At 59.7% G+C, this 26512-nt stretch carries 20 protein-coding genes; 11 read left to right on the forward strand and 9 right to left on the reverse strand.

Annotated features, from left to right (window positions below; all coding sequences use genetic code 11):
* Window positions 1-5: 5 nt before the first annotated feature.
* The 3 genes from DA373_RS11335 to DA373_RS11345 all read left to right on the forward strand — a co-directional run bounded on the left by DA373_RS11335 (window position 6) and on the right by DA373_RS11345 (window position 5618).
* Complete coding sequence (locus DA373_RS11335) at window positions 6-326, forward strand: hypothetical protein (RefSeq protein WP_232821265.1); 321 nt, start codon at window positions 6-8, stop codon at window positions 324-326.
* A complete protein-coding gene (locus DA373_RS11340; protein WP_157953706.1) occupies window positions 323-3757 on the forward strand; it encodes a hypothetical protein in 3435 nt (1144 codons plus the stop codon). Before DA373_RS11335 ends, DA373_RS11340 begins: the two co-directional genes overlap by 4 nt.
* A 112-nt stretch (window positions 3758-3869) precedes the next feature.
* Complete coding sequence (locus DA373_RS11345; RefSeq protein ID WP_232821266.1) at window positions 3870-5618, forward strand: putative bifunctional diguanylate cyclase/phosphodiesterase; 1749 nt, start codon at window positions 3870-3872, stop codon at window positions 5616-5618.
* Between the two features lie 114 nt (window positions 5619-5732).
* Here DA373_RS11345 and glpD read toward each other — a convergent pair whose 3' ends face one another.
* From glpD to DA373_RS11360, 3 genes are read right to left on the reverse strand one after another with little or no spacing between them, the layout of a single operon-like run.
* On the reverse strand, window positions 5733-7217 hold the full coding sequence (gene glpD / locus DA373_RS11350) for a glycerol-3-phosphate dehydrogenase (protein WP_107852429.1): 1485 nt from the start codon (window positions 7215-7217) through the stop codon (window positions 5733-5735).
* Window positions 7214-8710, reverse strand: a complete 1497-nt coding sequence (gene glpK, locus DA373_RS11355) for a glycerol kinase GlpK (protein WP_107852430.1) — start codon at window positions 8708-8710, stop codon at window positions 7214-7216. Before glpK ends, glpD begins: the two co-directional genes overlap by 4 nt.
* Window positions 8707-9477 carry a penicillin-insensitive murein endopeptidase gene (locus tag DA373_RS11360; RefSeq protein WP_107852431.1) on the reverse strand — a complete coding sequence of 257 codons (771 nt, stop codon included), beginning with the start codon at window positions 9475-9477 and terminating at the stop codon, window positions 8707-8709. The genes glpK and DA373_RS11360 overlap by 4 nt, the downstream gene beginning before the upstream one ends.
* Before the next feature lie 94 nt (window positions 9478-9571).
* On the opposite strand from DA373_RS11360, the gene DA373_RS11365 reads away from it, so the two are divergent.
* On the forward strand, window positions 9572-10180 hold the full coding sequence (locus DA373_RS11365) for a hypothetical protein (RefSeq protein WP_107852432.1): 609 nt from the start codon (window positions 9572-9574) through the stop codon (window positions 10178-10180).
* A gap of 163 nt (window positions 10181-10343) precedes the next feature.
* Here the strand turns inward: DA373_RS11365 and DA373_RS11370 are convergent, their stop codons facing one another.
* From DA373_RS11370 to DA373_RS11385, 4 genes are all read right to left on the reverse strand, one after another.
* Complete coding sequence (locus tag DA373_RS11370; RefSeq protein ID WP_107852433.1) at window positions 10344-10976, reverse strand: MBL fold metallo-hydrolase; 633 nt, start codon at window positions 10974-10976, stop codon at window positions 10344-10346.
* Window positions 10977-10995: 19 nt separating this feature from the next.
* Window positions 10996-12090 carry a tRNA 2-selenouridine(34) synthase MnmH gene (mnmH, locus tag DA373_RS11375; protein WP_107852434.1) on the reverse strand — a complete coding sequence of 365 codons (1095 nt, stop codon included), beginning with the start codon at window positions 12088-12090 and terminating at the stop codon, window positions 10996-10998.
* Window positions 12083-13120, reverse strand: coding sequence for a selenide, water dikinase SelD (gene selD / locus DA373_RS11380; protein WP_107852435.1), 1038 nt, complete (start codon window positions 13118-13120; stop codon window positions 12083-12085). Before selD ends, mnmH begins: the two co-directional genes overlap by 8 nt.
* Window positions 13121-13331: 211 nt before the next feature.
* Window positions 13332-14525: a class I SAM-dependent methyltransferase gene (locus tag DA373_RS11385; protein ID WP_107852436.1), complete on the reverse strand. Its 1194-nt coding sequence runs from the start codon at window positions 14523-14525 to the stop codon at window positions 13332-13334.
* Between the two features lie 79 nt (window positions 14526-14604).
* Here DA373_RS11385 and yccX point away from each other — a divergent pair, with 79 nt between their 5' ends.
* Complete coding sequence (yccX, locus tag DA373_RS11390; protein WP_107852437.1) at window positions 14605-14877, forward strand: acylphosphatase; 273 nt, start codon at window positions 14605-14607, stop codon at window positions 14875-14877.
* A gap of 63 nt (window positions 14878-14940) precedes the next feature.
* Here the strand turns inward: yccX and DA373_RS11395 are convergent, their stop codons facing one another.
* Window positions 14941-16461 carry a fumarate hydratase gene (locus DA373_RS11395; protein WP_107852438.1) on the reverse strand — a complete coding sequence of 507 codons (1521 nt, stop codon included), beginning with the start codon at window positions 16459-16461 and terminating at the stop codon, window positions 14941-14943.
* 125 nt (window positions 16462-16586) lie between these two features.
* On the opposite strand from DA373_RS11395, the gene pabB reads away from it, so the two are divergent.
* The 3 genes from pabB (at window position 16587) to DA373_RS11410 (ending at window position 20059) form a co-directional block, all read left to right on the forward strand.
* A complete protein-coding gene (pabB, locus tag DA373_RS11400) occupies window positions 16587-17963 on the forward strand; it encodes an aminodeoxychorismate synthase component I (RefSeq protein WP_107852439.1) in 1377 nt (458 codons plus the stop codon).
* The gene (locus DA373_RS11405; RefSeq protein ID WP_107852440.1) at window positions 17960-18523 is read left to right on the forward strand and encodes a CoA pyrophosphatase; all 564 of its coding nucleotides are present in this window, start codon (window positions 17960-17962) and stop codon (window positions 18521-18523) included. The genes pabB and DA373_RS11405 overlap by 4 nt, the downstream gene beginning before the upstream one ends.
* A 153-nt stretch (window positions 18524-18676) precedes the next feature.
* A complete protein-coding gene (locus DA373_RS11410) occupies window positions 18677-20059 on the forward strand; it encodes an L-serine ammonia-lyase (protein ID WP_107852472.1) in 1383 nt (460 codons plus the stop codon).
* 240 nt (window positions 20060-20299) lie between these two features.
* Here DA373_RS11410 and metG read toward each other — a convergent pair whose 3' ends face one another.
* Window positions 20300-22333 (reverse strand): methionine--tRNA ligase, encoded by a 2034-nt coding sequence (gene metG, locus DA373_RS11415; protein WP_107852473.1) that lies wholly within the window; start codon window positions 22331-22333, stop codon window positions 20300-20302.
* A gap of 139 nt (window positions 22334-22472) precedes the next feature.
* Between metG and apbC the strand changes: the two genes are divergently transcribed.
* The 3 genes from apbC to DA373_RS11430 all read left to right on the forward strand — a co-directional run bounded on the left by apbC (window position 22473) and on the right by DA373_RS11430 (window position 26371).
* A complete protein-coding gene (gene apbC / locus DA373_RS11420) occupies window positions 22473-23546 on the forward strand; it encodes an iron-sulfur cluster carrier protein ApbC (protein ID WP_107852441.1) in 1074 nt (357 codons plus the stop codon).
* 96 nt (window positions 23547-23642) lie between these two features.
* Complete coding sequence (gene dcd, locus DA373_RS11425) at window positions 23643-24224, forward strand: dCTP deaminase (protein WP_107852442.1); 582 nt, start codon at window positions 23643-23645, stop codon at window positions 24222-24224.
* A gap of 200 nt (window positions 24225-24424) precedes the next feature.
* Window positions 24425-26371: an AsmA family protein gene (locus DA373_RS11430; protein WP_107852443.1), complete on the forward strand. Its 1947-nt coding sequence runs from the start codon at window positions 24425-24427 to the stop codon at window positions 26369-26371.
* Window positions 26372-26512: the final 141 nt, after the last annotated feature.

The following is a 26512-nucleotide window of genomic DNA, read 5'->3' on the forward strand; positions in this document are numbered from 1 at the left end:
TTATCATGCTGATCCTGTCTGCACTGATGGCCGCCATGGTCATCCTGTCGGGGCAAAGCAGCCGCCAGCTGGTATATGAGGTTCAGGCCCTGAAAGCCCGTCTCGCCGCAGAAGCGGTACTGGAACAGAAGGTGTTTGCATTATTAAGCGATATTGATGCCAGAGAGGCGGTTGAAAATAATGTAAACGGCTGCGATGCAAATGCCATTGTTCCCACCAGTAATAAGGAAGCCGGCGTGACCCAGGTTAACGTTATTGCCACCGGTACCTGTACTGGCAGCGGTCTGACCGTGATCCGCAATATTGAAGTTGAGGTAATTGAATGAAAAAAATAATAATCTTGTCATTTATAGCCTTACTGTCTTTATCTTTTCAGACTTATGCTGGCAACGGCAACGGCAACGGCAACGGCAACGGCAACGGCAACGGCAACGGCTGTAATTCAACCGGCACCACAGATTCCATCGAAGATCTTTTTTGTTATGCCGCTCAAAGTCATAGTAATGATGGCAAAATAGAAATGAAGGGGGGAACTAAAATATATGGAACCAATCAGGGGAAAGTTAACTTTAAAATAAAGGATGATTTGAAGGGGACATGTGATGGAGCTGACTGCTCACTCAGTTTCAAAACCTCTCCATCTTATAACTTGAGCTGGAATGAAGGTTGGGTGTGGAATGAGGTCTGGACTTCTGGACACGCAGCTTTACCCGAGTTTAAGCCATTTCCTTCTGGTGGCAATGAGTTGGAGTGTGACTGGAATGAGAGCCAGAATACTATTTTAACGGCTGATGTTTACACAAAACTTAAAGTTAAGAACAAGTGTGCCATAACCATATCAGAAACTGACTCAGATGTTTTTATAAAAGATAAACTTGAAATAAAAGGTAGTGGAGTACTTTACCTAGCACCTGGGAAAAACTACTGGATAAACGAACTCAAGGTTGAAGGTGATGGTAAGATAGAAGCAGCATCAAAAGGTGCAGTTAACATTTATGTTAAGGGTAATCTTGATTTAAAAACCAGAGCTGCTTTAGGCTCGGAAGAGTCTCCGATAAATATATATCATTACGGCAGCGAGAGTGCTGACTTTTCAAGTGGTGTGGTTCTTAATGGGACCTTTTCGACTGTAGCTAAGCTAAATATGACTGGCAGTAGCAAGATTGCCGGGTTAGTTCAGGCTGGCTCGATAAAAATGCAAGGAAGCTCTGAGCTGGTGGTTTATCCAGGAAATTACTGGTTGAAAGAAATTGATATATCCGGGAGTTCGAAAATAAACCAACCTGAACCAGGTGATATAAACTTTCATATTAAAGATGATACCGACATCGAGATAGGTTCGCTGGGTGGTGAAGACAGTCGAGTAAATGTCTTTGATTATGGCAAAGATATTTATTTTGGCAATAATTTAACGCTTTATGGTGATGTATATACCCATGACGACCTTGATATTCAGGGGAGCGCCAAGGTATACGGTAAGGTAAGAGCCAAATCACTTAAGCTGCAGGGAAGTTCTGAGCTTCATTTGGCTTCAGATGAGTATTGGTTTGATTATATTAACTTGCAGGACAGTGCAAAGGTATTCTTCAGCGGTGACAAGCAAAATTACTTGCATCTTAAAAATTATTTAAAGATGCAGGGGAGTGCTCTGCTGGGTACTGAGCTTTCGAAACTTCTTGTTTTTGTCTATGGTGATGACGGTGATGCTGTAAATATGCAGGGCTCGTCACAAGCTCATGCTCATATATACGCTCGGGGTGAGCTTGACATGCAAGGCTCTGCACGCATTGATGGGGCTGTAAACGTTGTCGATCTTGATATGCAGGGCAGTTCAGTCATTAACTACAAAAAAATTGATCCAGCTTACTCAGTGAATGTTGATCATTACAGATTAGTGTACGAATCAGCCTTGGAAAAACTGACCGCCATCGCCTGTCAAAACAATGACTGCAGCCGGATTTTTACGGGAAGTGCAAAATTACATGCACAGGATACACTTGCTCACAATACAGATAATTATAATTTTAATAATATTTTCAATGGAAGTGAGGTGTATAGTGAGCCAGTTGCACCGCCTGAAAGGTGCCTGGCATTTGCAATTAAAAACGAAGATAAAGGCAATGGTGGTACATCACCTTGGCCTGAAGGGAAGCCGGCCTTGCGTTGCTTTAATGACGGTGTAGAGGCATCTGATTGTAAAATTTGTCCTGATACTGAACCAGCATCTTCCTCTTTGGTCGCCTATGTCTATGAGCGTATTGTTATTGATACAACTAATCTGTCAGGCAGTAATTCTGACTTGTCTTATAGCATTGAAAGAGTAACGGCTGATGGAGACTTGATAAAGGAAGATGGTCAGAAGTTAAAACCCGGGGATACACTCCCTCTTGCCGTGAATTATAACAAGGCTGAGGTTGTTACACTTTTCATAAAAGCTTATAGTGGTAATAGTAATAACAAAAAGCCGGAGGCTGAATACTCTCTTGAATTGATGTTTGTCCCTTATGTGGTTGAAGCTAAACTGCCTGCAGGCTGCCCCGGTCCTTCTGAAAATTTCTCTTACTCCAAACATGCAGGGTGTCCGGTTCTAGCTAAAGCAGGAGAGGAAAGGACAGTATCGATCGGCTTTATTGGTTATGGAAGCAATAAGGAGGGAAGTGGAAAAGGTGAAGCGATAGAAGAGTACACTTTTGATATTCCTGATGAAAACCCTGTAAAGGTAAATGATAAATCATGGAGTGAAGCAAGTCTCATCGGTTTTGATGCTGTAGCTACAGTAGAGGCTTCTGTCGCAGAACACTGTGCGGCTTTTTTTAAGGACTGTGGCGATAAAACCACGAAAGCCAGCAGCACCATTATTGGCCGCACCGTACCCGACCGGCTGTTGATCACTGGTATGCCGGGAGAGCTGGAGGGTGGCTTTGCTTATCGAGGAAAAGCAACCGGGTTCAGCGAGTTGCCTTACTTTATGGTTAAAGGCTGTGCTGCAGGCCAGAGTGATGAGATGTGTTCATTACCCGGTTATAGTGGTGAGTTTGCCAATGGGCTGAAAGAGCCGGGGGCACTGAGTTTTTATAGCGACGATGGTTATACACTCACACTTCCGTCTGAGCAGGGACCATCGGTAGATATTGATAATGAACCGGGCATACACAAAGTGTGGCTTCCTGAAGGCTCAACACTGGTTTTTGACAAGGTGGGTGAGCATGCACATAAAATCATCAGGCCTGTCGACCAGCTTCTTTATCTGGATGCCGAGATATTGATGGACGAAGGCGACTCAGTCGCTCCACCCAAGGGAGAGGGAAGCACTACAGTGGCAGAAGGACAGCTGCGCTTTGGCTTTATCACCCTGGAAGATACCGAGGTCAAGACCGGGGAAGAGGGAACCATGCTGACCCATCTTAATTACTACGGCGACTCTCTGGAGCAGATCGTTGAGGACGAAAGCACGAATTACAGTCTTGCGGGCGCAACGGTCGGCTTTCAGCTGGATAAAGAATACGCTGATTCGGAAGAAGTACCCGAAGACTGGTTGAGTATTGGTGAGAGTGACAAAGTTATCGCGGTTCAGGCCTTCGGTAACGAACTTCAAGGAACCGAAGTTGAACTTGTCGGGCTGCCCGACTGGTTAAGACCCGAGAGCCCGGAAGAATACGGCGAATTGGCCAATCCCACCGCCATTCTGGATATTCTGAACAACCTCAGGCTGCGGGCCAATGATCGCACCTTTAACCGGCGGGAGGTGACGCGCTAGCGAAGCCTCTGGCCGGTATATAAAAAAGATGATTATTATGTGTTCAAAGTGGGTCTCGATTGGGTATCATTTGTGTATGAGCACTTATAATTAAATGGTAAGGATACCTGACGTGCACGAGGATAATCACAACCCGCCGCTGTCTTTCGGGCTGGATGCCCTGAGCCCGGAGCGTCTCAGAACCAAGCGGCAGCTGCTGCAGCATGTGTTCGACAACGCGTTCGAGTCGATCATGGTCACCAATGCCGATGGTGTGATAGAGCGGGTGAATCCGGCCTTTACCCGCATTACCGGCTACCGTGCCGACGAGGTGCTGGGCAAAACCCCGCGGCTGATGCAGTCGACCCGGCATGAGCCCGACTTTTACCGGCGCATGTGGCAGCAACTGTTGCTTACCGGCAGCTGGAGCGGCCAGGTGTGGAACCGGCGCAAGTCCGGTGAAGTGTATCCGCAGTGGCTCAGTATCAATACCCTGACCAATTCACGGGGCGAAGTCACTCACCGCGTGGCCATGGGCCATGATCTCAGCGGACAGCAAACGCACGAGCAGGAACACTCGTTCTTTACCTTCAGGGATCCCCTTACGCAGCTGGGTAACCGACAGCTGCTGACCAGCCGGCTGGAGCAGGCACTGGCCGAGGCTCAGCGCAACCGAATCCGGGTCGGGCTGATGATCGTCGATCTCGGCCGCTTCAAGGCGGTGAATGAGGAGCTGGGGATGATCTGGGGAGACGACGTGCTTCGTCAGCAGGCGCGGATTTTGCAGGCGGCGGTGGACGAAGCCGATACCCTGGTGCGGCTGCAGGCCGACATGTTCGCCGTGTTGCGTCACAGCAAGGTGAAAGACACGGTAATGGCACAGCTGGCCGACAAACTGCTGAATTTGCTGTCCCGGCCCATGGTGCTGGCAGACAACAACATCGTCTGCATGCAGCCCAGCATTGGCATTGCCGTATATCCCAGAGATGCACGCGAGTCTGAGCATCTGCTTCAGGCGGCGGAATATGCCCACGCCATGGCCAGACGGGCGGGGCGCAACCGCTATCAGTTTGTGGATCAGCACCGTCACGAGCTGCATCACCGCGAGTTGCTGATTGAACACAGTCTCAGTCATATGCTGAGTGCGGAGAATGCCGGGGGAATAAGCCTGCACTATCAGCCCCAGGTCTGCTCTGCCGATGAGCGCATTGTGGGGCTTGAAGCCCTGCTGCGCTGGAATCATCCTCGCCTTGGTGTCTTGTCGCCGGCGGAGTTTATTCCGGTGGCCGAGCAAAGTGGTTTGTCGGTGCGTCTGGACCGGTGGGTGATTGAGCAGGTATGTGCCCAGATAGCAGGCTGGCAACGGCAGGGGCTCGTGGTTCCGCTGATGTCGGTCAATCTGTGTGCCCAGCAGTTCAGCCAGGCAGACTTCTGTGACTGGCTCACCGATACTGTGGCCCGTTTCGGGCTTGGCCCGGAGCGATTCAAGCTGGAAGTGACAGAATCCACCATGATCGAGCAGACCGGTGTGGGAGTCAGCATGCTGCACCGGCTTCGTCAGCAGGGATTCAGGTTATCGCTGGATGATTTTGGCACCGGCTATTCGGCGCTGTCGTGCCTGCATCGTTTTCCGCTGGATGAGCTCAAGATTGACCGCAGTTTTATGGTGGAAGCCTGTGAGAGCGAGCGCGCGCTTATTTTGCTGCGCACCATTATGCAACTGGCCCGGCAGTTATCCCTGAGCCTGGTGGTGGAAGGGGTGGAGCTGCCCGAGCAGCTGGCACTGCTGCAAGGCTCCGGCCCCATTACGGTGCAGGGATATTACTATTTCAGGCCCATGCCGGCGAAAGAGGTGCAGGCGCTGCTGGCGATGGCTCGCTGAATCAAAAACCAGTGGTCATCTCCGCGAAGGCGGGGGTTCAGGCAGTGGGCGTTGCCGGCGGTATGGACCCCCGCCTTCGCGGGGGAGACAATACTTCGCCTCACGCCTCACGCCTCACGCCTCACGCCTCACGTTCATATATCTCTCCAGCCTTGTCTGCTGCTCGGGGGTAAGGCGCAGGCCCAGCTTGCTGCGCCGCCACAGCACATCGTCGGCGGTGCGGGCCCATTCTGCCTGCATCAGGTAATCCAGCTCCCGTTGATACAAACCGGCGCCAAAATGCTCGCCCATGTCATTCAGGATGTCACAGCCTTGCAAAAACCGCCGGCACAGGGTGCCGTAGCTGCGCACATAGCGTTGCACGATAGTCTCGGGCAGCCAGGGGTATGCTTTGCTCAGGCTGGCGGAAAGGGTGGCCTGCTCACCGAAGTCGCCGCCGGGCAGCACCAGCTTGGTGGTCCAGGGGCCGGTGGCCTGGGGCAAATGCTTTCCCAGCCGGTTGACGGCGTCTTCCGCCAAGGCGCGAAAAGTGGTGATCTTGCCGCCAAATACCGATAACAGCGGAGCCTGCTTATCGTGTGCATTCAGCAACAACTGGTAGTCCCGCGAGGCGGTCTGGGCCTTGCCATCGCCTTCGGCCATCAGCGGCCGCACGCCGGCATAGCGGTAAATCACATTGGCGGGGGTTATCTGCCGGCGAAAGTGGGCGTTGACCACGGCACAGAGATAGTCGATTTCCCCATCGCTGGCGATGGCCCCGGCAGGATCGCCCTGATAATCCACGTCCGTGGTGCCAATCAGGGAGTAGTCCTGCTCATAGGGCAGCACAAACACTATGCGGCTGTCCTCATTCTGCAGAATATAGGCCTCATTCCCGTTATGCAGCCGGGGCACCACCATATGGCTGCCTTTTACCAGCCTGAGCCGGGCTGGCGGCGGGCCCGGCAATACGGTGCTAAACAGGTCGCTGGCCCAGGGGCCGGCAGCGTTCACCAGGCTTTTGGCCCACAGTGTCTGCGTCTGGCCATCGCTGTGCTCCAGCTGCACCCGCCACAGGCCCCGTTCCCGCCCGGCCCGGGTGCAGCGGGTACGGGGCAAAATGGTGGCGCCGCGCTCCCGGGCCGCCATGGCGCACAACACCACCAGGCGAGCATCGTCCACCCAGGCATCGGCATATTCAAAGGCCAGGTGAAACTGGGGTTGCAGCGGGCTGTGCTCATCCAAGCGCAGAGTGCGTGAGCCCGGCAACCGGTCTCGCCGGGCCAGGTGGTCATACAGCCACAGCCCCAGACGTATCATCCAGGCCGGCCTCAGGTGCGGCTGGTGGGGCAGGCGAAAGTGCAGGGGCCAGATAATGTGCGGGGCGGTCTGCAGCAATATTTCCCGCTCGGTCAGGGCCTCACGCACCAGCCGGAACTCAAACTGCTCAAGATAGCGCAGGCCGCCGTGAATGAGCTTGCTGCTGGCCGACGAGGTGGCCGAAGCCAGGTCGTTCATTTCGCACAGGGTGACGCTGAGGCCCCGGCCGGCGGCGTCCAGGGCTATGCCCACGCCATTGATGCCGCCGCCGATCACCAGCACATCCACCGGCCCGGTCATGAGGGGTCCACCCAGTGCTGAGCGCGAGCTACCGCTTTTTGCCAGCCCCGGTAGTGTTGTTCACGTTGCTGGCTGTCCATGCGCGGCGTAAATTCCCGGTCGGCGGCCACACACTGCGCCAGCTCGTCGGTGTTTGGCCACAGGCCGGTAGCCAGCCCCGCCAGAAAAGCCGCTCCCAGAGCGGTGGTTTCCAGCAGTTGCGGTCGTATCACCCGGCTGTGGGTAATGTCGGCCTGAAACTGCATTAAAAAATTGTTGGCGGCGGCACCGCCGTCCACCTTGAGGGCCGCCAGCCGAAGGCCGGCATCCTGCTGCATGGCGTCGAGCAGCTCCCGGCTCTGAAAGGCAATGGCTTCCAGCGCGGCGCGCACAATGTGGTTGCGGTTGGCGCCCCGGGTCAGTCCCACCAGGGTGCCCCGGGCGTAAGGGTCCCAGTAGGGCGCACCGAGGCCGGTAAAGGCTGGCACCAGATAGACGCCATGGGTGTCGCTGACCGCGCCGGCACTGGCCTCGCTGTCGGCGGAGCGGGCGATCAGCCCCAGCTCGTCCCGCAGCCACTGGATCACGGCGCCGCCCATAAATACCGAGCCTTCCAGCGCATAGTTCACTCCGCCGTCGGCGCCCACCGCCAGGGTGGTAAGCAGGCCATGACGTGATTCCACCTTTTTATGGCCGGTGTTCATCAGCATAAAGCAGCCGGTGCCGTAGGTGTTTTTCACCATGCCCTTGTGAAAGCAAAGCTGGCCAAACAGCGCCGCCTGCTGATCCCCGGCCATGCCGGCAATGGGCACCTCCACGCCCAGGTGGGTGTGGCCATAGATGGCGCAGGAGGGCTTGACCTCGGGCAGCATGGCGAGAGGTATGTTGAGCTCCTTCAGCAGCAGCGGATCCCATTCCAGGGTGTTGATATTGAACAGCAGGGTGCGAGAAGCATTGGTGTAGTCGGTCACATGCACCCGGCCTTCGGTCAGCTTCCACACCAGCCAGGTGTCCATGGTGCCAAACAGCAGATCGCCGGCTTCGGCCTGCTGCCGGGCACCGGGCACGTTATCCAGCAGCCAGCGAAGTTTGGTACCCGAGAAATAGGCGTCGGGCACCAGGCCGGTGCGGGTTTTTATCTCGTTTTCAAGGCCGGCGGCTTTCAGCTGTTCGCACAGGGGCGCGGTGCGCCGGCACTGCCATACAATGGCATTGTGAATGGGCTGGCCGGTGTGCCGGTTCCATACCACCGTGGTTTCCCGCTGGTTGGTAATGCCAATGCCGCTGATCTGCCCGGGGCGAACGCCGCTTTTGGCCAGCACCTCGGTGAGGGTGGCGCGCTGGGTGGCCCAGATCTCGGTGGCGTCGTGCTCCACCCAGCCGGCCTGAGGGTAATGCTGGGTAAATTCCCGCTGGGCCATGGCCACCACTCGGGCCTGGCTGTCAAACAGAATGGCGCGGGAAGAAGTGGTGCCCTGATCCAGGGCCAGCACATAGGGTTTGTCTGGTGTCATGAGTCCGGCTCCTGAAGGTTAAGCAAGGGGGTGCAGGCGGCGGGCAGAGTGGGTCGCCAGGGCTGGCGTGGGCCGGCCTTGAGTGCGCCGCTTTTGTCGTTGATCCAGCTGGCCAGCTCATTACCGCAGCCGGTGCCGGGGGGCACGGCCGCCTGCGGCTCGCAGCTTCCGGAGCCGGGCGGGCAGTGCAGGCGCACATGAAAATGGCTGGAATGGCCAAACCAGGGTCGCAACCGGCCAAGCCAGGGCGCATCACCATAGGTCTTGCACATGGCCTGCTTGATCAGCGGGTGCACGAAAATGCGACTGACGCGTTCGTCCTGAGCGGCGAGGGCAATCAGCTGGCGCTGATCGTCGCCGAAGTGACGGTTAAGAATATAGAGCTTGTGGTTCACCATGTCTTTAGAGCGGGACGGCAGCGGGCCGTTTCCGGGGCGCAGCCAGATATCGGCGTCCAGCCCGGTCTGATGGCTGCGGTGGCCATAGGCAAAGGGGCCGCCATGCTTTTTGGCGATGTCGGCCACCAGCATGGGCGGCAGGCCGGCCTGCTGCGCCTTTCGGCCCAGGGTCTGCAGATAGTCGATAAGTTGCGGCTGACCGTAATAGCGCTTTTTTTCGGCGCGCACCCGTTTAAAGCCGGTGCCGGTCGCTGGCAGGGGCTGAGCATGGGTCTGGCAGCCGGCGGCATAGCCGCCAATGGCCTCGGCCCGGGCTGTGGGCGGCAAGGCGAAGGCCAGCAATGCCAGCAGGCAAAACGCTCTTAACATGATGTCGTGCCTCCTTTAGCCATATGACTCCATTATTTATGGGGTTGCGGTTTTTTGCTAGGGTAGCGGCTTTTGATCTGTCCGGAATACCATCATGACCATGCAGCGCCTGACCGTGCAACAGTTATTACAGCAGCCCCTTGAGTATGTGCTGCAGCCCCCTGCCTTTCGTTTTTACGCCACTCAGGTATCGGTGCTGCTGGCCAGCCTGGTGGCGGTGGTGTGGTCGTTGCTCGATGCACAAAACGGTTTTGAGCTGATGCACTATGTGGGGCTGGTATTTGGCGGCGTGCTGCTGCTGGTGAGCCTGTGGCCCGCCAGCTGGAGCCGGCAGCGGCTGATTAACCTGGCGTTCGACGCCGAGCGGCTGTATCTGGTGAACGGCAACCGCAAACAGGCGGTGAGCCTGCCAAGAAACCGGGTGCGGGCGGTCAACAAGGGCAAGTTGCCGGGCCACGACGGCGCCATTATCGCCTTTACCCTGGATCTGCAACTGAACGAACAGGAGCTGAATGAGGTGCATCAGACCCTGGAAACCCAGGCGGAAGAGCGCTTTGCCCTGGGTGAAGACTGCTACCGTTTTGGCTTTGTCGCCAACTGGCAGCCCCGGCGCAAACTGCTGGCCGCCATCGCCCCGTTGGCACCGGTTGTGGTGGTGCAAGAGCCGGTGCAGGACGAAGACGACGACGATTGGGATGATTGAGACGTAGGTTGGAATGAGCCTCGGCGAATTCCAACATGCCACCGGCGCCTGTATCTGTTGGGATTCGCTGCGCTCATCACAACCTACGGCTCATTCGGGTCCGTATGCATTTGCGGGCAAGCTGCCCCCATTCGGGGACAAGACCCGCGCTCCATTGTCGAAACTACCGCAAAAACGGGTTAGTTAACCGCTCATGGCCAAAGGTGCTTTCCGGGCCGTGGCCGGGCACAAAGGTGATGTCGTCACCCAGTGGCAGCAGGGTTTCCTTGATGCTGCTCAGCAACTGCTGGTGGTTGCCGCCGGGAAAGTCGGTGCGGCCGATACCGCCGTGAAACAGCACGTCACCCACAAAGGCCAGCCGTTGCCCCTGATGCACCAGCACCATATGGCCCGGGGTATGGCCGGGGCAGTGGTAAACGTCCAGTACTTCTTCACCCACGGTGACGGTGTCGCCGGCGTTGAGCCAGCGGTCGGGAGTAAAGCCCGGCACAGGATCAAAGCCAAACATCTGCACCTGCCGGGGCAGGCCGTCTATCCAGTAGGCATCTTCCTCGCCGGGGCCTTCCACCGGCACGCCGGTGCCGGCCTTTAGCTCGCCGGTGGCGCCCACGTGATCCAGATGGCCGTGGGTCAGAATAATACGCTCAAGGGTGAGGTCGCGCTCTGCTATGGCCGCCAGCAGGCGTTCGGTTTCGCCACCCGGATCAATCAGCGCCGCCCTGTTGGTGGCAGAGCACCACACCAGGCTGCAGTTTTGCATAAAGGGCGTCACCGGCAGGGTGATACGGTTCAGCATGGGGTTTCCTTTAACATAATCATTCTGGTTGCGAAATCTTCGCTTCGGGCTGTTGCGCCAGCCACTCGGCCAGCTCCTCGGCCTCACCGCGCTTGACGATACGATCCGCCTTGGCCGCCTGATGACGGGCATAAATGGGATCGTAATAGGCTCCCAGCAGGGTGGCAATCCACTCCTCGTGGGCTCCGCAGCCAAACCCGGCCTGCTGCTGGCGCACGGCGTCGCTTACGATTTCCGACAGCCGGCGCCATTCCCGGTCTCCCAGGCGCTTGTACAGCCGTTTGAGGCTGTCCTGCAGATAGCTTTCCAGCCGGTCGAAGTCGTCGTTAAAGTGGCGCTGCATGGTCTCCACATAATCGTGGCGAATTTGCTGCACCCGCTGCTCAAAGGGCACTTCCAGCAGCAGCAATGGTACTTGCTGCATGCGCTCATACAGGGGCAGGGGCACCGGGCAGCGGCCGATCATGGCGCTTTCGTCTTCCACCAGCCAGCCGTGAATGCCGGCCTGGCGCTGTTTGAGCCGGGCAATGGCGAGGCGGTTTTCAAAGTTGATGGGAGTGGGCTGGGGCTCGCCCCAGTGGCCAAAGCTGGAGCCGCGATGGTGGGCATAGCCTTCCAGATCCAGCGACAGCGGGCTGCGCGCCAGCCAGTCGGTCTTGCCGCTGCCGGTGAGACCGGTGAGCACAAAGCCGGGGCCGGCAAAGCCCTGTTCCAGCTCGGTCAGCAGCCGGCGGCGCAGCGCCTTGTAGCCGCCCTTGACTCTGGCCACCGGGCGTCCGGCGTCCGCCAGCCATTGCTGCACCGTCTGGCTGCGCAGGCCGCCGCGAAAGCAGTAAATCACGCCGTTCGAGTGTTCGTTCAGCCAGTTCAGCCAGCCCTGCAGGCGGGCTTCGCGTACCTCGCCGGCCACCAGCCGGTGCCCCAGCTCGATGGCCGCCTGCTGGCCCTGCTGCTTGTAGCAGGTGCCAACCTGTGCTCGCTCGTCATCGGTCATCAGCGGCAGGTTGGTGGAGGCGGGAAAGGCGCCCTGAATAAACTCCACCGGGGCGCGCAGATCCAGCATGGGCACGTCTTCTGCCAGCAGCCGGTCGAGATCGGTTTCCAGCTCAGGCATCGATGACCTCAACGCGGTGCGTACCGGCCGGTACCAGCTCGCCAATGGGGGAGAGGCTCAGATCATGGCGGGCAGCTACGGTCAGGAAATCATCAATGGCCTCGGGGCGCACCGCCACCAGCAGGCCGCCGCTGGTCTGCGGATCGCACAATATGTGCTGCTGACGCTGGGTAAGCGGGGCCAGCTTGTGGCCGTAGGCGTCAAAGTTGCGCAGGGTGCCGCCGGGCACGGCGCCGGCCTGCAGGTAATGATCCAGGTTGGGCAACAGGGGAATATCCGCCATGTGCAAAATGGCGCTGACATCGGCGCCTTCGCACACTTCCACCAGATGGCCGAGCAGGCCAAAGCCGGTGACGTCGGTCATGGCGCTCACGCCTTCCAGGGTGGCAAAGTCCTGACCGGGCTTGTTAAGCCGGCACATCACCTCGGGGGCAAGCTGACTGTCTTCGTCCCGCAGCACGCCCTTTTTCTGGGCGGTGGAGAGCACGCCAATGCCCAGGGGCTTGGTCAGAAACAGCACATCGCCGGCGGCGGCGGTGTCGTTGCGCTTGACCTGGTCGAGCGGGATCTGGCCGGTGACCGCCAGGCCAAAAATGGGTTCGGGCGCGTCTATGCTGTGACCACCGGCCAGCGAGATGCCGGCGTTATGGCAGGCCTGGCGGCCGCCGTCGATGACCTGTTGCGCCACTTCCGGCGGCAATGTGTTCACCGGCCAGCCCAGAATGGCGATGGCCACCACAGGGGTGCCGCCCATGGCGTAGATATCGCTGATGGCGTTGGTGGCGGCAATGCGGCCAAAGGTGAAGGGATCGTCGACGATGGGCATAAAGAAGTCGGTGGTGGAGATAATGCCCATGCCGTTGCCAATGTCGACCACGGCGGCATCATCGCGGCTGGCGTTGCCCACCACCAGGCGCGGATCGTTAAACCCGGGCAGCTGGCTGTGCAGTATGGTGTCGAGGATCTTGGGAGAAATTTTGCAGCCGCAGCCGGCGCCGTGGCTGTATTGGGTCAGGCGAATGGGTTCCACTCGAGCTTCCTTGGTGACTAACGGAAAGCGCCCATTCTACTCTTTATCGCCGTTATTCGCACCCGCTTCCCCGGCGTATACGCGCCGGGGAAAGGGCCATTAAGCTGTAGCTGCCATCTTTAGTTGGCAGAACGTGCGTAGCACGTTTTCAATACAGCCACCGCGGTGGCTGTGCGCCAGCGAAAGCGGCGCCTACAGCCCAAGACACATATTACCAGGCCCGCACCACCAGGCCCTTGAGGTAGTGGCCTTCGGGATAGGCGGTGCCGATGGGGTGATCGGCGGCCTGGTTCAGACGCTCCAGGATCTGGGCGTCGCGGCCTGCATCCAGGGCGGCGTCGGCCACGATTTTTTGAAACAGATCCGAGGTCATCAGCCCGGAGCAGGAGAAGGTGAGCAGCACGCCGCCCGGATTGAGCAGCTGAAAGGCCAGCATGTTGATGTCCTTGTAGCCGCGGCAGGCGCCGTTGAGCTGGGCCTTGCTTTCGGCGAACTTGGGCGGATCCAGCACAATCACGTCAAAGCTTTCGCCCTGCTCGCGGTATTCCCGCAGCAGCTTGAACACATCGGCCTGCTCAAAGCGGGCCCGGCTGAGGTCGAGCCGGTTCAGCTCGGCATTTTGTTTCGCCAAGGCCAGCGCCGACTCGGACACATCGGCGTTCACCACCTCGCTGGCGCCGCCCTTGAGGGCATAAACGCCAAAGGTGCCGGTATAGCTGAAGCAGTTCAGCACCCGCTTGCCTCGGCAGTAACGGCCGGCAATGCGGCGGTTGTCCCGCTGATCCAGGTAAAAGCCGGTTTTATGGCCGGTTTCCACGTCCACCAGAATGCGCACGCCGTTGTTTTCCTCGATCACTACGGGCTCGGCGGGCAGGGTGCCGGCCAGCAGGCCCTTGCGCTCCTTCAGGCCTTCCTTCTTGCGCACCGCCACGTCGGAGCGCTCATAGATGCAGGCATCGGGATACAGTTGCGTAAGGGCGGACACAATGGCCTTGCGCCAGCGCTCGGCGCCGGTGCTGAGCAGCTGGCATACCACCACGTTGGCGTACACGTCTATGGTGACGCCGGGCAGGCCGTCGGACTCGGCGGCGCACAGCCGGTAGCCGGTCAGGCCCTGTTCATTGATTAAATCCTCGCGGCCGGCCTTGGCGCGCTGCAGACGGCGCAGAAAGAAGGCGTCGTCAATGGTCTCGTTGCGGTCAAAGGTCCACACTCGGGCGCGGATCTGGGACTGGGGCGAGTAAAAGCCCCGGCCCAGCCACTGGCCCTTGTGGCTCAGAATGTCGACGGTGTCGCCGGCGTTGGGCTGGCCCTGCACTTTGTCAACGGCACGGGAGAATACCCAGGGGTGGCGGCGCAGAAGGGATTTTTCCCGTCCGGCAACTAGGGTTATAGAGGAGGTCATAGGCTGGGCTGCTTGCTTGAAAAAAGGGGCACAATTCTAGAAGTGGTGAGGGCAAAACACAAAGGGGAGGCGAGAAAAAATGACCATGATTGCCAAAAAAATCTGGGTCAGCGGCCGGGTACAGGGGGTGAGCTTTCGTTACTACACCCAGTGCGAGGCCGAGCGGCTGGGGGTAAACGGCTACGCCCGCAACCTGCCCGATGGTCGGGTGGAAGTGCTGGCGGAAGGGCCCGCCGCCGCGGTGCGCCAGTTGGTGGCCTGGCTGCGCCACGGCCCGGATACGGCGCAGGTGACCGGATTGCAGGAAGACGACATCGCCCCCAAGGGCGTGCACGGATTTGAAACCGGGTGAAGGGAGCGCAGGCTGCCCGCGCTCCCAAAAAATGCCGGCTCGAAGCCGGCATCTGTATCAGCTTCAGCCTTTCAGCGTGGCGTCCAGCTCTTCGATTTTGGCTTTCCAGATGGCGGGGCCGGCCTGGTGGGCGTTGTTGCCGTCGCTGTCTACGGCCACGGTGACCGGCATGTCTTCCACCTCGAATTCGTAGATGGCTTCCATGCCCAGATCTTCAAAGGCCAGCACGCGGGCTTTTTTCACCGCCTTGGCCACCAGGTAGGCGGCGCCGCCCACGGCCATCAGGTACACGGCCTTGTGATCACGAATGGAGCTCACGGTGGCCGGGCCGCGCTCGGCCTTGCCCACCATGCCCATCAGGCCGGTCTGCTCCAGCATCATGTCGGTGAACTTGTCCATGCGGGTGGAGGTGGTGGGACCGGCGGGGCCCACGGCTTCGTCGCCAATGGCGTCTACCGGACCCACGTAGTAGATAAAGCGATCCTTGAAGTCCACCGGCAGTTTTTCACCTTTATTCAGCATGTCCTGAATGCGCTTGTGGGCCGCATCCCGGCCGGTAAGCAGCTTGCCGGAGAGCAGCAGGGTCTCGCCCATCTTCCACTCCTGAATGTCGTCCCGGGTGACGGTATCCAGGTTGACCCGGCGTACGTTTTCGCCCACTTCCCAGGTCACTTCCGGCCAGTCTTCCAGTTTCGGCGGCGTCAGCTCGGCGGGGCCGGAGCCGTCCAGGTGAAAGTGCACATGGCGGGTGGCGGCGCAGTTGGGGATCATCACCACCGGCTTGGACGCGGCGTGCGTAGGCGCGGTCTTGATCTTGACGTCCACCACGGTAGTGAGGCCGCCCAGGCCCTGGGCGCCAATGCCCAGCTTGTTGGCCTTTTCAAACAGCTCCAGGCGCAGCTTTTCCTCGGTGGTTTCGGCGCCACGCTCAATCAGCTCGTGAATGTCCACCGGATCCATCAGGGATTCCTTGGCCAGCACCGCGGCCTTTTCGGCGGTGCCGCCGATGCCAATGCCCAGCATGCCCGGCGGGCACCAGCCGGCACCCATGGTGGGCAGGGTTTTCAGCACCCATTCCACCACGTCGTCGGACGGGTTCAGCATCACCATCTTGGACTTGTTCTCGGAGCCGCCGCCCTTGGCGGCAATGGCCACCTCAACCTGATCACCGGGCACCATGTCGATATGCACCACGGCGGGGGCATTGTCCTTGGTGTTTTTGCGGGCGCCGGCGGGGTCGGCGACGATGCTGGCGCGCAGCGGGTTGTCGGGGTTGGAGTAGGCGCGGCGCACGCCTTCATCCACCATTTCCTGCACGGTGAGATCGGAGTCCCACTGCACCTGCATGCCGATTTTCACAAAGCAGGTCACAATGCCGGTGTCCTGGCACAGGGGGCGGTGGCCTTCGGCGGACATGCGAGAGTTGATCAGAATTTGCGCGATGGCGTCCTTGGCGGCCTGGCTCTGCTCTTTTTCGTAGGCTTTTTCCAGCGCTTTCACGAAATCCAGCGGGTGGTAGTAGGAGATATATTGAAGGGCGTCAGCAACGGATTCGATAAAGTCCTGCTTTTTGATAATGCTCATGGCTTCCTCATGGGTTATCGGCTGGCTCTGTATTGTTATAATCGGCGCCATGATACGCTTTGCCGCCCCCGGCTGACCAGTCTGGCCCGGGGCGGAATGCCAAAACTGTCGAGTGGATTACATAAATGGGACTGCCTTTGCACATACACAGCGAGCCCTTTGCCGGCCCGGTGCGCGACTTCTTTTCACCCCTGGCGAACACCCCCTGGGCGGTGTTGCTGGAGTCGGCCTCGCCGCTGGCTGCTGACAGCCGCTATCACATACTCAGCGCCCACCCGGTGGCGACCCTGGTTACGCGAGGCGAAAACACCGTTATCAGCCACGCCGATGGCACAGAACACAGCGGTGATTGTCCCTTTGCCCTGCTGAAAACCTGGCAGCAGCGGCTGCTGGGGGAAGTTAATTTGCCCGAAGAGCATGCCCACCTGCCCTTTGCCGGCGGTGCTCTTGGCCTGTTTGGTTACGATCTGGGCCGGCGGCTGGAGCGCATTCCTGAGCAGGCCGCCAACGAGCTGGCCACCCCGGACATGGCGGTGGGCCTGTATGACTGGGCCTGGGTGATAGACCGGGAAAGCGAGCAGGCCCATTTGCTGGTGCTGGGGGATGAAGCCGCACTGCAACAAAAACTGGCCTGGTGGCGGGGGCTCACCGCCACACCCGGCGCCCCCTTTCATCTTACCGGGCCCTGGCAGGCCAATCAGAGCCGCGAGCAATATGGCGGTAACTTTGATCGGGTTCAGCACTATCTGGCCGCCGGCGACTGCTATCAAATCAACCTCACGGTGCGCTTTAACGCCCCTTATGCAGGCGATGCCTGGACGGCCTACACGGCGCTCAGCGAGCATAACAAGGCGCCCTTTTCCGCCTTTATGCCACTGCCCGACAGCACCATTTTGAGCCTGTCGCCGGAGCGCTTTATCGCCCTGGAAGGCCAGCGGGTGGAAACCAAGCCCATCAAGGGCACCCGGCCAAGGGGCGGCAATGAGCGCGAAGACCGGCAACTGGCCGAGGAGCTGGCCGCCGCGCCCAAGGACAGATCCGAAAACCTGATGATAGTGGACCTGCTGCGCAACGACATTGGCCGGGTGTGTGTGCCGGGCTCGGTCAAGGTGCCCTCGCTGTTTGCCATTGAGTCGTTTCCGGCGGTGCACCATCTGGTGTCGACCATCACCGGCGAGCTGCAGGATGGCCTGGACGGCACTGATTTGCTGGCGGCCACCTTTCCCGGCGGCTCCATTACCGGCGCCCCCAAGGTGCGGGCCATGGAAATCATTGAAGAGCTGGAGCCCCACCGCCGTCACGGTTACTGCGGCAGCATGGGTTATCTCAGCGCTCATGGCCGCATGGACACCAGCATTACCATTCGCACCCTGCTGGCGGAGCAAGGCCGGCTCTACTGCTGGGCCGGCGGCGGCGTGGTGGCCGACTCGAAGCAGGCGGATGAATATCAGGAGCTGTTCGACAAACTGGGCCGCATTCTGCCGGTGCTGGAAAGCCTGTGACTCTGGACGAGCTGATCACCCGCATCAACCTTCTGCCGCCGCAACCGGACGACGGCTGGCCCCATCACGCCCGGCCGGCGGCGGTGCTGATGCCGGTGATCGAAGGAGATAACGGACTGGAGCTGGTGCTGACCCGGCGCAGCCGGCACCTGCGCCAGCATCCGGGTCAGATCAGCTTTCCCGGCGGCCGGGTGGACGACACCGACGCCAGCCTGTGGCATACCGCCCTTCGGGAAAGCGAGGAAGAAATCGGCCTGCCACCGGAACGTTGCCGACTGCTGGCGCGGCTCAGGGCGCAATACACCATCTCCGGCTTTGCGCTCACGCCCTTTGTGGGGCTGGTGGAAGGCCAGCCCGAGTTTGTGCTCAACCCCGATGAGGTGGATGAGCTCTACCGGGTGCCGCTCGATTACCTGCTGGATCTGCGCCATCACCATGTATTGAGCCAGCACCGGCGGGGCAAGCTGCACCGGGTGGTGTTTATTTGCTGGCGCGGCCTGTGGGTATGGGGCATTACCGCCGCCGTTATTCATCAGTTTGCTCACCAGGTGGCGCGCTGAGCGGCGATCCCCATCACAGATCCCGCTTTTCTTTTTTTGGGATTGTTAAAATGTTGTTGGGTTAAAACTCAAATAAACCTACAATCGTTCAATAATAGTTGAGCGACGGATTCAGCGTCGCTGTTCCTAAGCGAGTAGTGTTTGGAGTTTGCCATGATCAGCGTGTTTGACATGTTCAGTATCGGTATCGGCCCGTCCTCTTCCCATACCGTTGGCCCCATGCGGGCAGCCCACGCCTTTGTTCAGGCCATGGCCGAGCAGGGCACACTCAGCCGCACCACCCGCGTGGAAGTCGAGCTGTTTGGCTCCCTGGGCCAGACCGGCATCGGCCACGGCACCGGCAAGGCGGTGATCCTCGGGTTGGGCGGTTATGATCCCGAGTCGGTGGATGTGGACATCATTCCCGGCTTTCTGGAAAAAGTGGAAACCAGCCAGGAAATCCTGCTTAACCAGACCCACCCGGCGGCGTTCCCGCGCTCCGGCGCCATTGTGTTTCACCGCCGCAAGACCCTGCCCCTGCACAGCAACGGCATGACCTGCCGTGCCTTTGAAGGCGACCAGGTGCTGGCCGAGCAGTCCTACTATTCCATTGGTGGCGGCTTTATCGTCAAGGCCGAAGAATTTGCCGACACCAAGGCCGCCGCCGTGGCCGAGTCCAGTGCCCGCCCGGCGCCTTATCCGTTCAAGAGCGGCAACGAGTTGCTGCGCCTGTGCCGGGAAAACGGCATGTCCATCAGCGGCCTGATGATGGCCAATGAAAAGGTCAACCGCAGCGAAGAAGAAATCGTGGCCGGTCTGCGCGAGATCTGGGACGTGATGAAGGCCTGCGTCAAGCGCGGCTGCAAGACAGAGGGCATTCTGCCCGGCGGTCTCAAGGTCAAGCGCCGGGCGCCGTCGCTGTATCGCCGTCTGGTGAACGAGTCCCAGTACAACAAGGATCCCCTGAGCGTGATGGAATGGGTGGACCTGTTTGCCCTGGCGGTCAACGAGGAAAATGCCGCCGGTGGCCGGGTGGTAACCGCGCCCACCAACGGTGCCGCCGGCATCATTCCTGCGGTGCTGCACTATTACGACAAGTTCGTGCAGCCGGTGGATGACGACGCTCTGGTGCAGTATTTCCTTACCGCCGCCGCCATCGGCATTCTGTACAAGGAAAACGCCTCCATCTCCGGCGCCGAAGTAGGCTGTCAGGGTGAAGTGGGCGTGGCCTGCTCCATGGCCGCCGGCGCGCTCACCGCCGTGGTGGGCGGCACCATCGATCAGGTGGAAAACGCCGCCGAAATCGGCATGGAGCACAACCTGGGCCTCACCTGTGACCCCGTGGGCGGCCTGGTGCAGGTGCCCTGCATTGAGCGCAACGCCATGGGCTCGGTCAAGGCCATCAACGCCAGCCGTCTGGCCCTGCGCGGCACCGGCGATCACAAGGTGTCTCTCGACAAGGTGATCAAGACCATGCGTGAAACCGGCATGGACATGAAAACCAAATACAAGGAAACCGCCCGCGGCGGCCTGGCGGTCAACATTATCGAATGTTGATGCCGGCCCGTGAGGGGTGAGGCGTGAAGCGTAAAGAGAAGCCCGGCAATCGCCGGGCTTTTTGTTGGAGTGTATTATTACAGGCGTCGGCGGAATGTTGGAATTCGCGGGGCTCATTCCAACCTACGGTTTGGCCGTGTTAATAACAGCCTCCGTTGTGGCTTTGCGCCAGCCAAAGTGGCACTTGCAGGCAGCGCCACTTAAAGCTGATAGCTTAAGGCTTACAGCTCCCCGAAGGGGTTACTTAATCCGCATGCCCGGCTGGGCGCCGTCGTGGGGCTCCAGGATCCACAGATCCTTGCCGCCGGGGCCGGCGGCCAGCACCATGCCTTCGCTCATGCCAAAGCGCATCTTGCGCGGGGCCAGGTTGGCCACCATCACGGTGAGCTTGCCTTCCAGATCTTCCGGGTTGTAGGCAGACTTGATGCCGGCAAACACCTGGCGGGTTTCACCGCCCAGATCCAGTTGCAGGCGCAGCAGCTTGTCGGCCTTGGGCACGGCTTCCGCCTTCTTGATCAACGCCACCCGCAGATCCACCCTGGCGAAGTCATCAAAGGAGATGGTGTCGCTGATGGGATCGTCCGCCAGCGGACCGGTGGGGGCGACCCTGGCCTGCTCGGCGGCCAGATCTTCTTTTGACGCTTCCACCATGGCGGCCACCTTGTCGGCCTCAATGCGGCTGAACAGGGCCTTGAACTTGTTGACGCCGTGACCGGTCAGCGGGGTGGCGACGGCGTTCCAGGCCAGATCCGTGTTGAGGAAGGCCTCGGCGCGTTCGGCCAGCTGCGGCATCACTGGCTTCAGGTAGGTCATCAGCACCCGGAACAGGTTTAGCCCTAAGGAGCAGATGGCCTGCAGCTCGGCGTCCTTGCCTTCTTCCTTGGCCACCACCCAGGGAGCCTTGTCGTCCACATAGCGGTTGGCCTTGTCGGCCAGGGCCATGATTTCACGAATGGCGCGGCCAAATTCCCGCTGCTCGTAAAACTCGCCAATGCGCCCGGCGGCCTCGGCAAATTCGGCGTAAAGCGCGGGCTCGGCGCACTCGGCGGCCAGCTGGCCGTCAAAGCGCTTGGCAATAAAGCCGGCGTTGCGGGACGCCAGGTTGACCAGCTTGTTGACCACGTCGGCATTTACCCGGGCAACAAAGTCGTCCAGGTTCAGATCCAGATCGTCAATGCGGCTGGTGAGCTTGGCGGCGTAGTAATAACGCAGGCACTCGGGATCCAGGTGGTTGAGGTAGGTGTCGGCCTTGATAAAGGTGCCCTTGGACTTGGACATCTTGGCGCCGTTCACGGTGACATAGCCGTGCACAAAAATGTTGTTGGGCTTGCGGAAGTTGCTGCCTTCCAGCATGGCCGGCCAGAACAGGCTGTGGAAGTAGACGATGTCCTTGCCGATAAAGTGATACAGCTCGGCATCGCTGCCGGCCTGCCAGTAATCGTCAAAGCTCAGATCGCCGCGCTGGTCGCAGTAGTTCTTGAATGAGCCCATGTAGCCGATGGGGGCGTCCAGCCACACATAGAAATACTTGCCCGGCGCATCGGGAATTTCAAAACCGAAATAGGGGGCGTCGCGGGTGATGTCCCACTGCTGCAGGCCGGACTCAAACCATTCCTCCAGCTTGTTGGCCATTTCTTCCTGCAGGGCGCCGGAGCGGGTCCAGGCCTTGAGCATGCCCTCGAACTGGGGCAGGTCAAAGAAGAAGTGCTCTGTGTCTTTCATCACCGGGGTGGCGCCGGACACGGCGGACTTGGGGTTGATCAGCTCCGCCGGGGTATAGGTGGCCGAGCACACTTCACAGTTGTCGCCGTACTGATCTTCCGCCTTGCAGCTGGGGCAGGTGCCTTTTACAAAGCGATCCGGCAGGAACATGCTCTGCTCGGGATCGAACAGCTGGGAAATGGTGCGGCTCTGAATAAAGCCGTTTTCCTTGAGGCGGCCGTAGATCAGTGACGCAAACTCGCGGTTTTCGGTGCTGTGGGTGCTGTGATAGTTGTCGAAGCCGATGTTGAAGCGATCAAAGTCGTGCTTGTGCTCTTTCTGCACCGCGGCAATCATGTCTTCCGGGCTCACGCCCAGCTGCTGGGCCTTGAGCATGATGGGGGTGCCGTGGGCGTCGTCGGCGCAGATAAAATGGACCTGATGGCCACGCATTCGCTGGTAGCGAACCCAGATGTCGGCCTGAATGTGCTCCAGCATATGACCAAGGTGAATTGAACCGTTGGCATAGGGCAGGGCGCAGGTAACGAGAATCTTACGTGGATCGGTAGCCATAATTTCCATTTTCAGTGAGTCGGGTTTACGGAGCCCTGCATGTTACCCGAGTTTTTTGTCATATACACTCTTCAACGGCGTTTTCCCCCTCTTGCGCTTTTGCTACAGTGCGGTTATTCCCCCAAGTGGACGCAAGTGAATGAATATTGAACCAATTCGGCAACGGTTAAGCCGTTTCAGACCCGCTTACTGGGCCCAGGATCCGGTGACCGCCGGCATGGTGCGTCACATTGAACTGAAGGATGGCGAGCTTGTCATTTCGCTGGTGCTGCCCTTTGTGCAACACAACCTGATGAATGAGCTGAACAGCCTGAATGCCGAGCTGTGCGCTCTGTCCGGTGCCCGGGCGGTACACTGGCAGCTGCAACTGGAAGTGGCCACCCTGGCCCATGCTAATGCGGCCCCGGCGGTGGCGGGTGTGCGCAACATCATTGCGGTGTCGTCGGGCAAGGGCGGGGTGGGCAAGTCCACCACGGCGGTGAACCTGGCGCTGGCATTAAGCCGCCTGGGCGCCCGGGCGGGCATTCTCGACGCCGACGTGTATGGTCCCTCCATTCCCATGATGCTGGGCATGACCGATGCCCGCCCGGCCAGTGATGATGGCAAGACCATGCAGCCGGTTGAGGCCCACGGCATTCGTGCCAACAGCATTGGTTTTCTGGTGGGGGCGGCTGACGCTACCGTGTGGCGCGGCCCCATGGCCAGCAAGGCGCTGGCGCAGATATTGCGGGAAACCCGCTGGGGCGAGCTCGACTACCTGGTGGTGGACCTGCCTCCGGGCACCGGCGACATTCAGCTCACCATTGCCCAGCAGGTGCCCACCACGGCGGCGGTGGTGGTGACCACACCCCAGAACGTGGCCCTGGCCGATGCGGTAAAAGGCATCAATATGTTCGGCAAGGTCAATATTCCGGTGCTGGGGGTGATCGAAAACATGAGCTACCACCAGTGCAGCCAGTGCGGCCATAAAGAAAGCCTGTTTGGTGACGGCGGCGGCGAGCACCTGTGCAGCGAACACGGCGTGCCTTTGCTTGGGCAAATGCCGCTGAACGCGACCCTGTGCCGGCAGATGGACGCCGGCACGCCGGTGGTGACCGCCGAGCCCGACGGCGATCTGGCCCGGCGCTATCTGGCCATGGCCGAGCGCATCGCCGCCGGCCTCTATTTTGCCGGCAAGGCGGTGCCCACCACCCTTTATACCCGTCAGGTATAATCACGGTAATGCTCTTTTCCGGTGCCGGGCTGGCCGGCACCCTTTTCTTCTTGGCCCCGCTTTATGTGCGGGGCCCGTTCGGTTTAAGGAGTTTTCATGCGTCTTTGTGATCGGGACATCAAGCAATATCTGGCCGATGGCCGCATTCAAATCGTGCCCGAGCCGCCGGCGGAGCGGATCAGCGGCGTGACCGTAGACGTGCTGCTGGGCAACGCCTTTCGCGTATTTCAGGATCACACTGCCCCCTTTATTGATCTGAGCGGCCCCAAGGGCCAGGTGCAGGAGCAGATCAACCGGGTGATGAGCGATGAAATCGTGATTGAAGACGGCGAGGCGTTTTTTCTGCACCCGGGCGAGCTGGCGCTGGCGGTAACGCATGAGTCTGTTACCCTGCCCGACGACATTGTGGGCTGGCTCGACGGCCGCTCGTCCCTGGCCCGCCTCGGGCTGATGGTGCACGTGACCGCGCACCGTATTGATCCGGGCTGGAGCGGCCGCATCGTGCTGGAATTCTATAACAGCGGCAAGCTGCCCCTGGCGCTGCGGCCCAAAATGGTGATTGGCGCCCTCAACTTTGAAACCATGTCCGGCCCGGCAGAGCGGCCCTACATGAGCCGTGCCGACGCCAAATACAAGGCCCAGCAGGGTGCCGACGCCAGCCGCATTAATCAGGACTGAACCCCCTCCGGGGGGGAGCTGTAAGCTATAAGCTGTCAGCGTTAAGTGGTGGTGTTTGTTGCGCGTAGGTTGGAATGAGCCTTGGCGAATTCCAACATGTTTACCGGCAGCGGCAGGTGTTGGGATTCGCTCCGCTCATCACAACCTGCGGCTGGTTGACATGGGTCTTATCCAACAGGAATAAAAACGGGAAGACAATAATGAAAAAATGGCTTTACGGGGTGGCGGCGCTGGTGCTGCTGGTGTTGCTGGGGGCCTTTGCGCTGACCCGGCTGGTGGACACCGACAGGGTAAAACGCCTGCTGGTGGAGCAGACCCGGGAAAAAACCGGCCGCACCCTGGTGATTGAGGGCGATCTGAGCTGGCGCTTCTTTCCTTCCGTGGGCTTTACTCTTGGCAAAACTGCGCTGCTGAACCCGGCCGGTTTTGAGCAAGGGGCCACCCTGTCGGTGGGCGAGGTGAGCCTGGACGTGGCGCTGAAGCCGCTGCTCGACAACCGGCTGGAAGTGGGCGAAGCGGTGCTGCGCAATGCCCGCCTGCACCTGATCACTCACCAGGACGGCAGCACCAACCTCGACGATCTGCAACAGCTCGGCAAGCGCAAAGGCGAGCCCGAGGCCGCAGGCACGACTGAAACCGGCGCAGCCGAATCCGGCTCCGGCCGCAAACTGGAATTTGTCAGCCTGGCGGGTGTGCAGGTGGTGGACGCCGAAGTGCTGTTGCAGGACGAGCGCAATGCCGGCCTGACCCGACTCAACCGGGTCAATCTGACCCTGGATCGGTTCGCTCCGGGGGAGGAGGTGCCGCTCAGTTTTTCCGGCAACCTGTTTTCCGATGCGGTGCAGGGCAATGTGAATGCCGAAGGCCGGCTGTGGCTGGCGCCGGAATATGACCGCCTGCGCCTGGACGATCTCACCGTGAAAGTGGGCGCCACCGGTCGCGCCGTGCCCGGCAACAAGGAGCTCAACCTGAGCGGGGATCTGGCCTATCACATTGCCAACAAACAGGCTGCCTTTACCAATGTGAACATGACGGTGGGCTCGCTGGCGCTGGATGGCGAGCTGAACGTCAATCACGCCCCCGATATTCCGCAGATCCGCTTTGACCTGCACACGCCGCTGCTGGATCTGGCGCAGCTGAGCTCGGAGTGGAGCAGCGAGCAGGGCGGGGCGGTGAGTGGCGCCGGAGCCACCGACAGCGCCGACGCTCCCGCCGAGAGCGCCAGCCTGCCGCCCTCCGTGGCCTCCGGCGAGCCGGATCTGTCCATTCTCAAAACCCTGGATGTGCAGGGCCGCCTGGCCGCCGACCAGCTCAAGGTGCAGGGCATGGAAATGGAAAACCTGCAGCTCGACATTAAAGTGCGTAATGGCAAGGCCTCCGCCGAGCAGGTCAGCGCCCGGCTCTATGACGGCGAGCTCAAGGGCAACCTGAGCCTGAATGCCAACCCCACGCCGGCCCGCTTTGCCCTGCAAACCGAGCTGAAGGGCGTGGATGGCTACCGGTTGCTGAACGCCGCCGCCGGCATGGACTCCCTTGAAGGTCGCGCCACCCTGGCCCTGGACGTTACCGGCCGGGGCCTGTCGGCCCAGGCCGTGAAGGAAAGCCTGACCGGCACCAGCCGGGTGGAATTTGCCGACGGCGCCCTGCGTGGCATCAACATTGCCGCCATGATCCGGCGGGGCTATGCCCAGGTAAAGGGGCAGCCGCTGCCCAATGATAACGAACCCCAGAAAACCGACTTCAGCGCCCTGACCGCCGACTTCGCCATTGGCGAGGGCAGAGTGACCACCGACAACCTGCGGCTGGCCTCGCCGTTGCTGCGGGTAAAGGGCGAGGGGGAAACCAGCCTGCTGGATGAATCTCTTGATGTGCTGCTCAATACCTCCATTGTCGGCACCCTCAAGGGCCAGGACGGCGAAACCCTGGACGAACTCAAAAACATTACTGTGCCGGTGCGCATCAGCGGCAGCTACAAGGAGCCCCGCTATACCCTCGACATGCAACGGGTGTTTGACCTTTACCTGAAGGAAAAAGCCGACAAGGAAGCCGAGCGGGTCAAGCGCAAGCTCAATGAAAAACTGAATGGCGAGCTGGGCGACAAAATCAACGAAAAACTGCCCGGCCTGCTGGACAAGCTTGGGCTTTAATCTCCACGCTGGAACGACTCATGACAAGAGGCGGCTCAGGCCGCCTCTTTTTGATCAGGGTTCACCATCACCCCTCGCGCCGTTTTCCGTCATTTCCGCGAAGGCGGAAATCCAGCAACGCGGCGCTGGCCTGTAATACCG

Origin of the sequence: Oceanimonas marisflavi (genome assembly GCF_003049725.1) — a bacterium.
GTDB classification, from domain to species: Bacteria; Pseudomonadota; Gammaproteobacteria; order Enterobacterales; family Aeromonadaceae; genus Oceanimonas; species Oceanimonas marisflavi.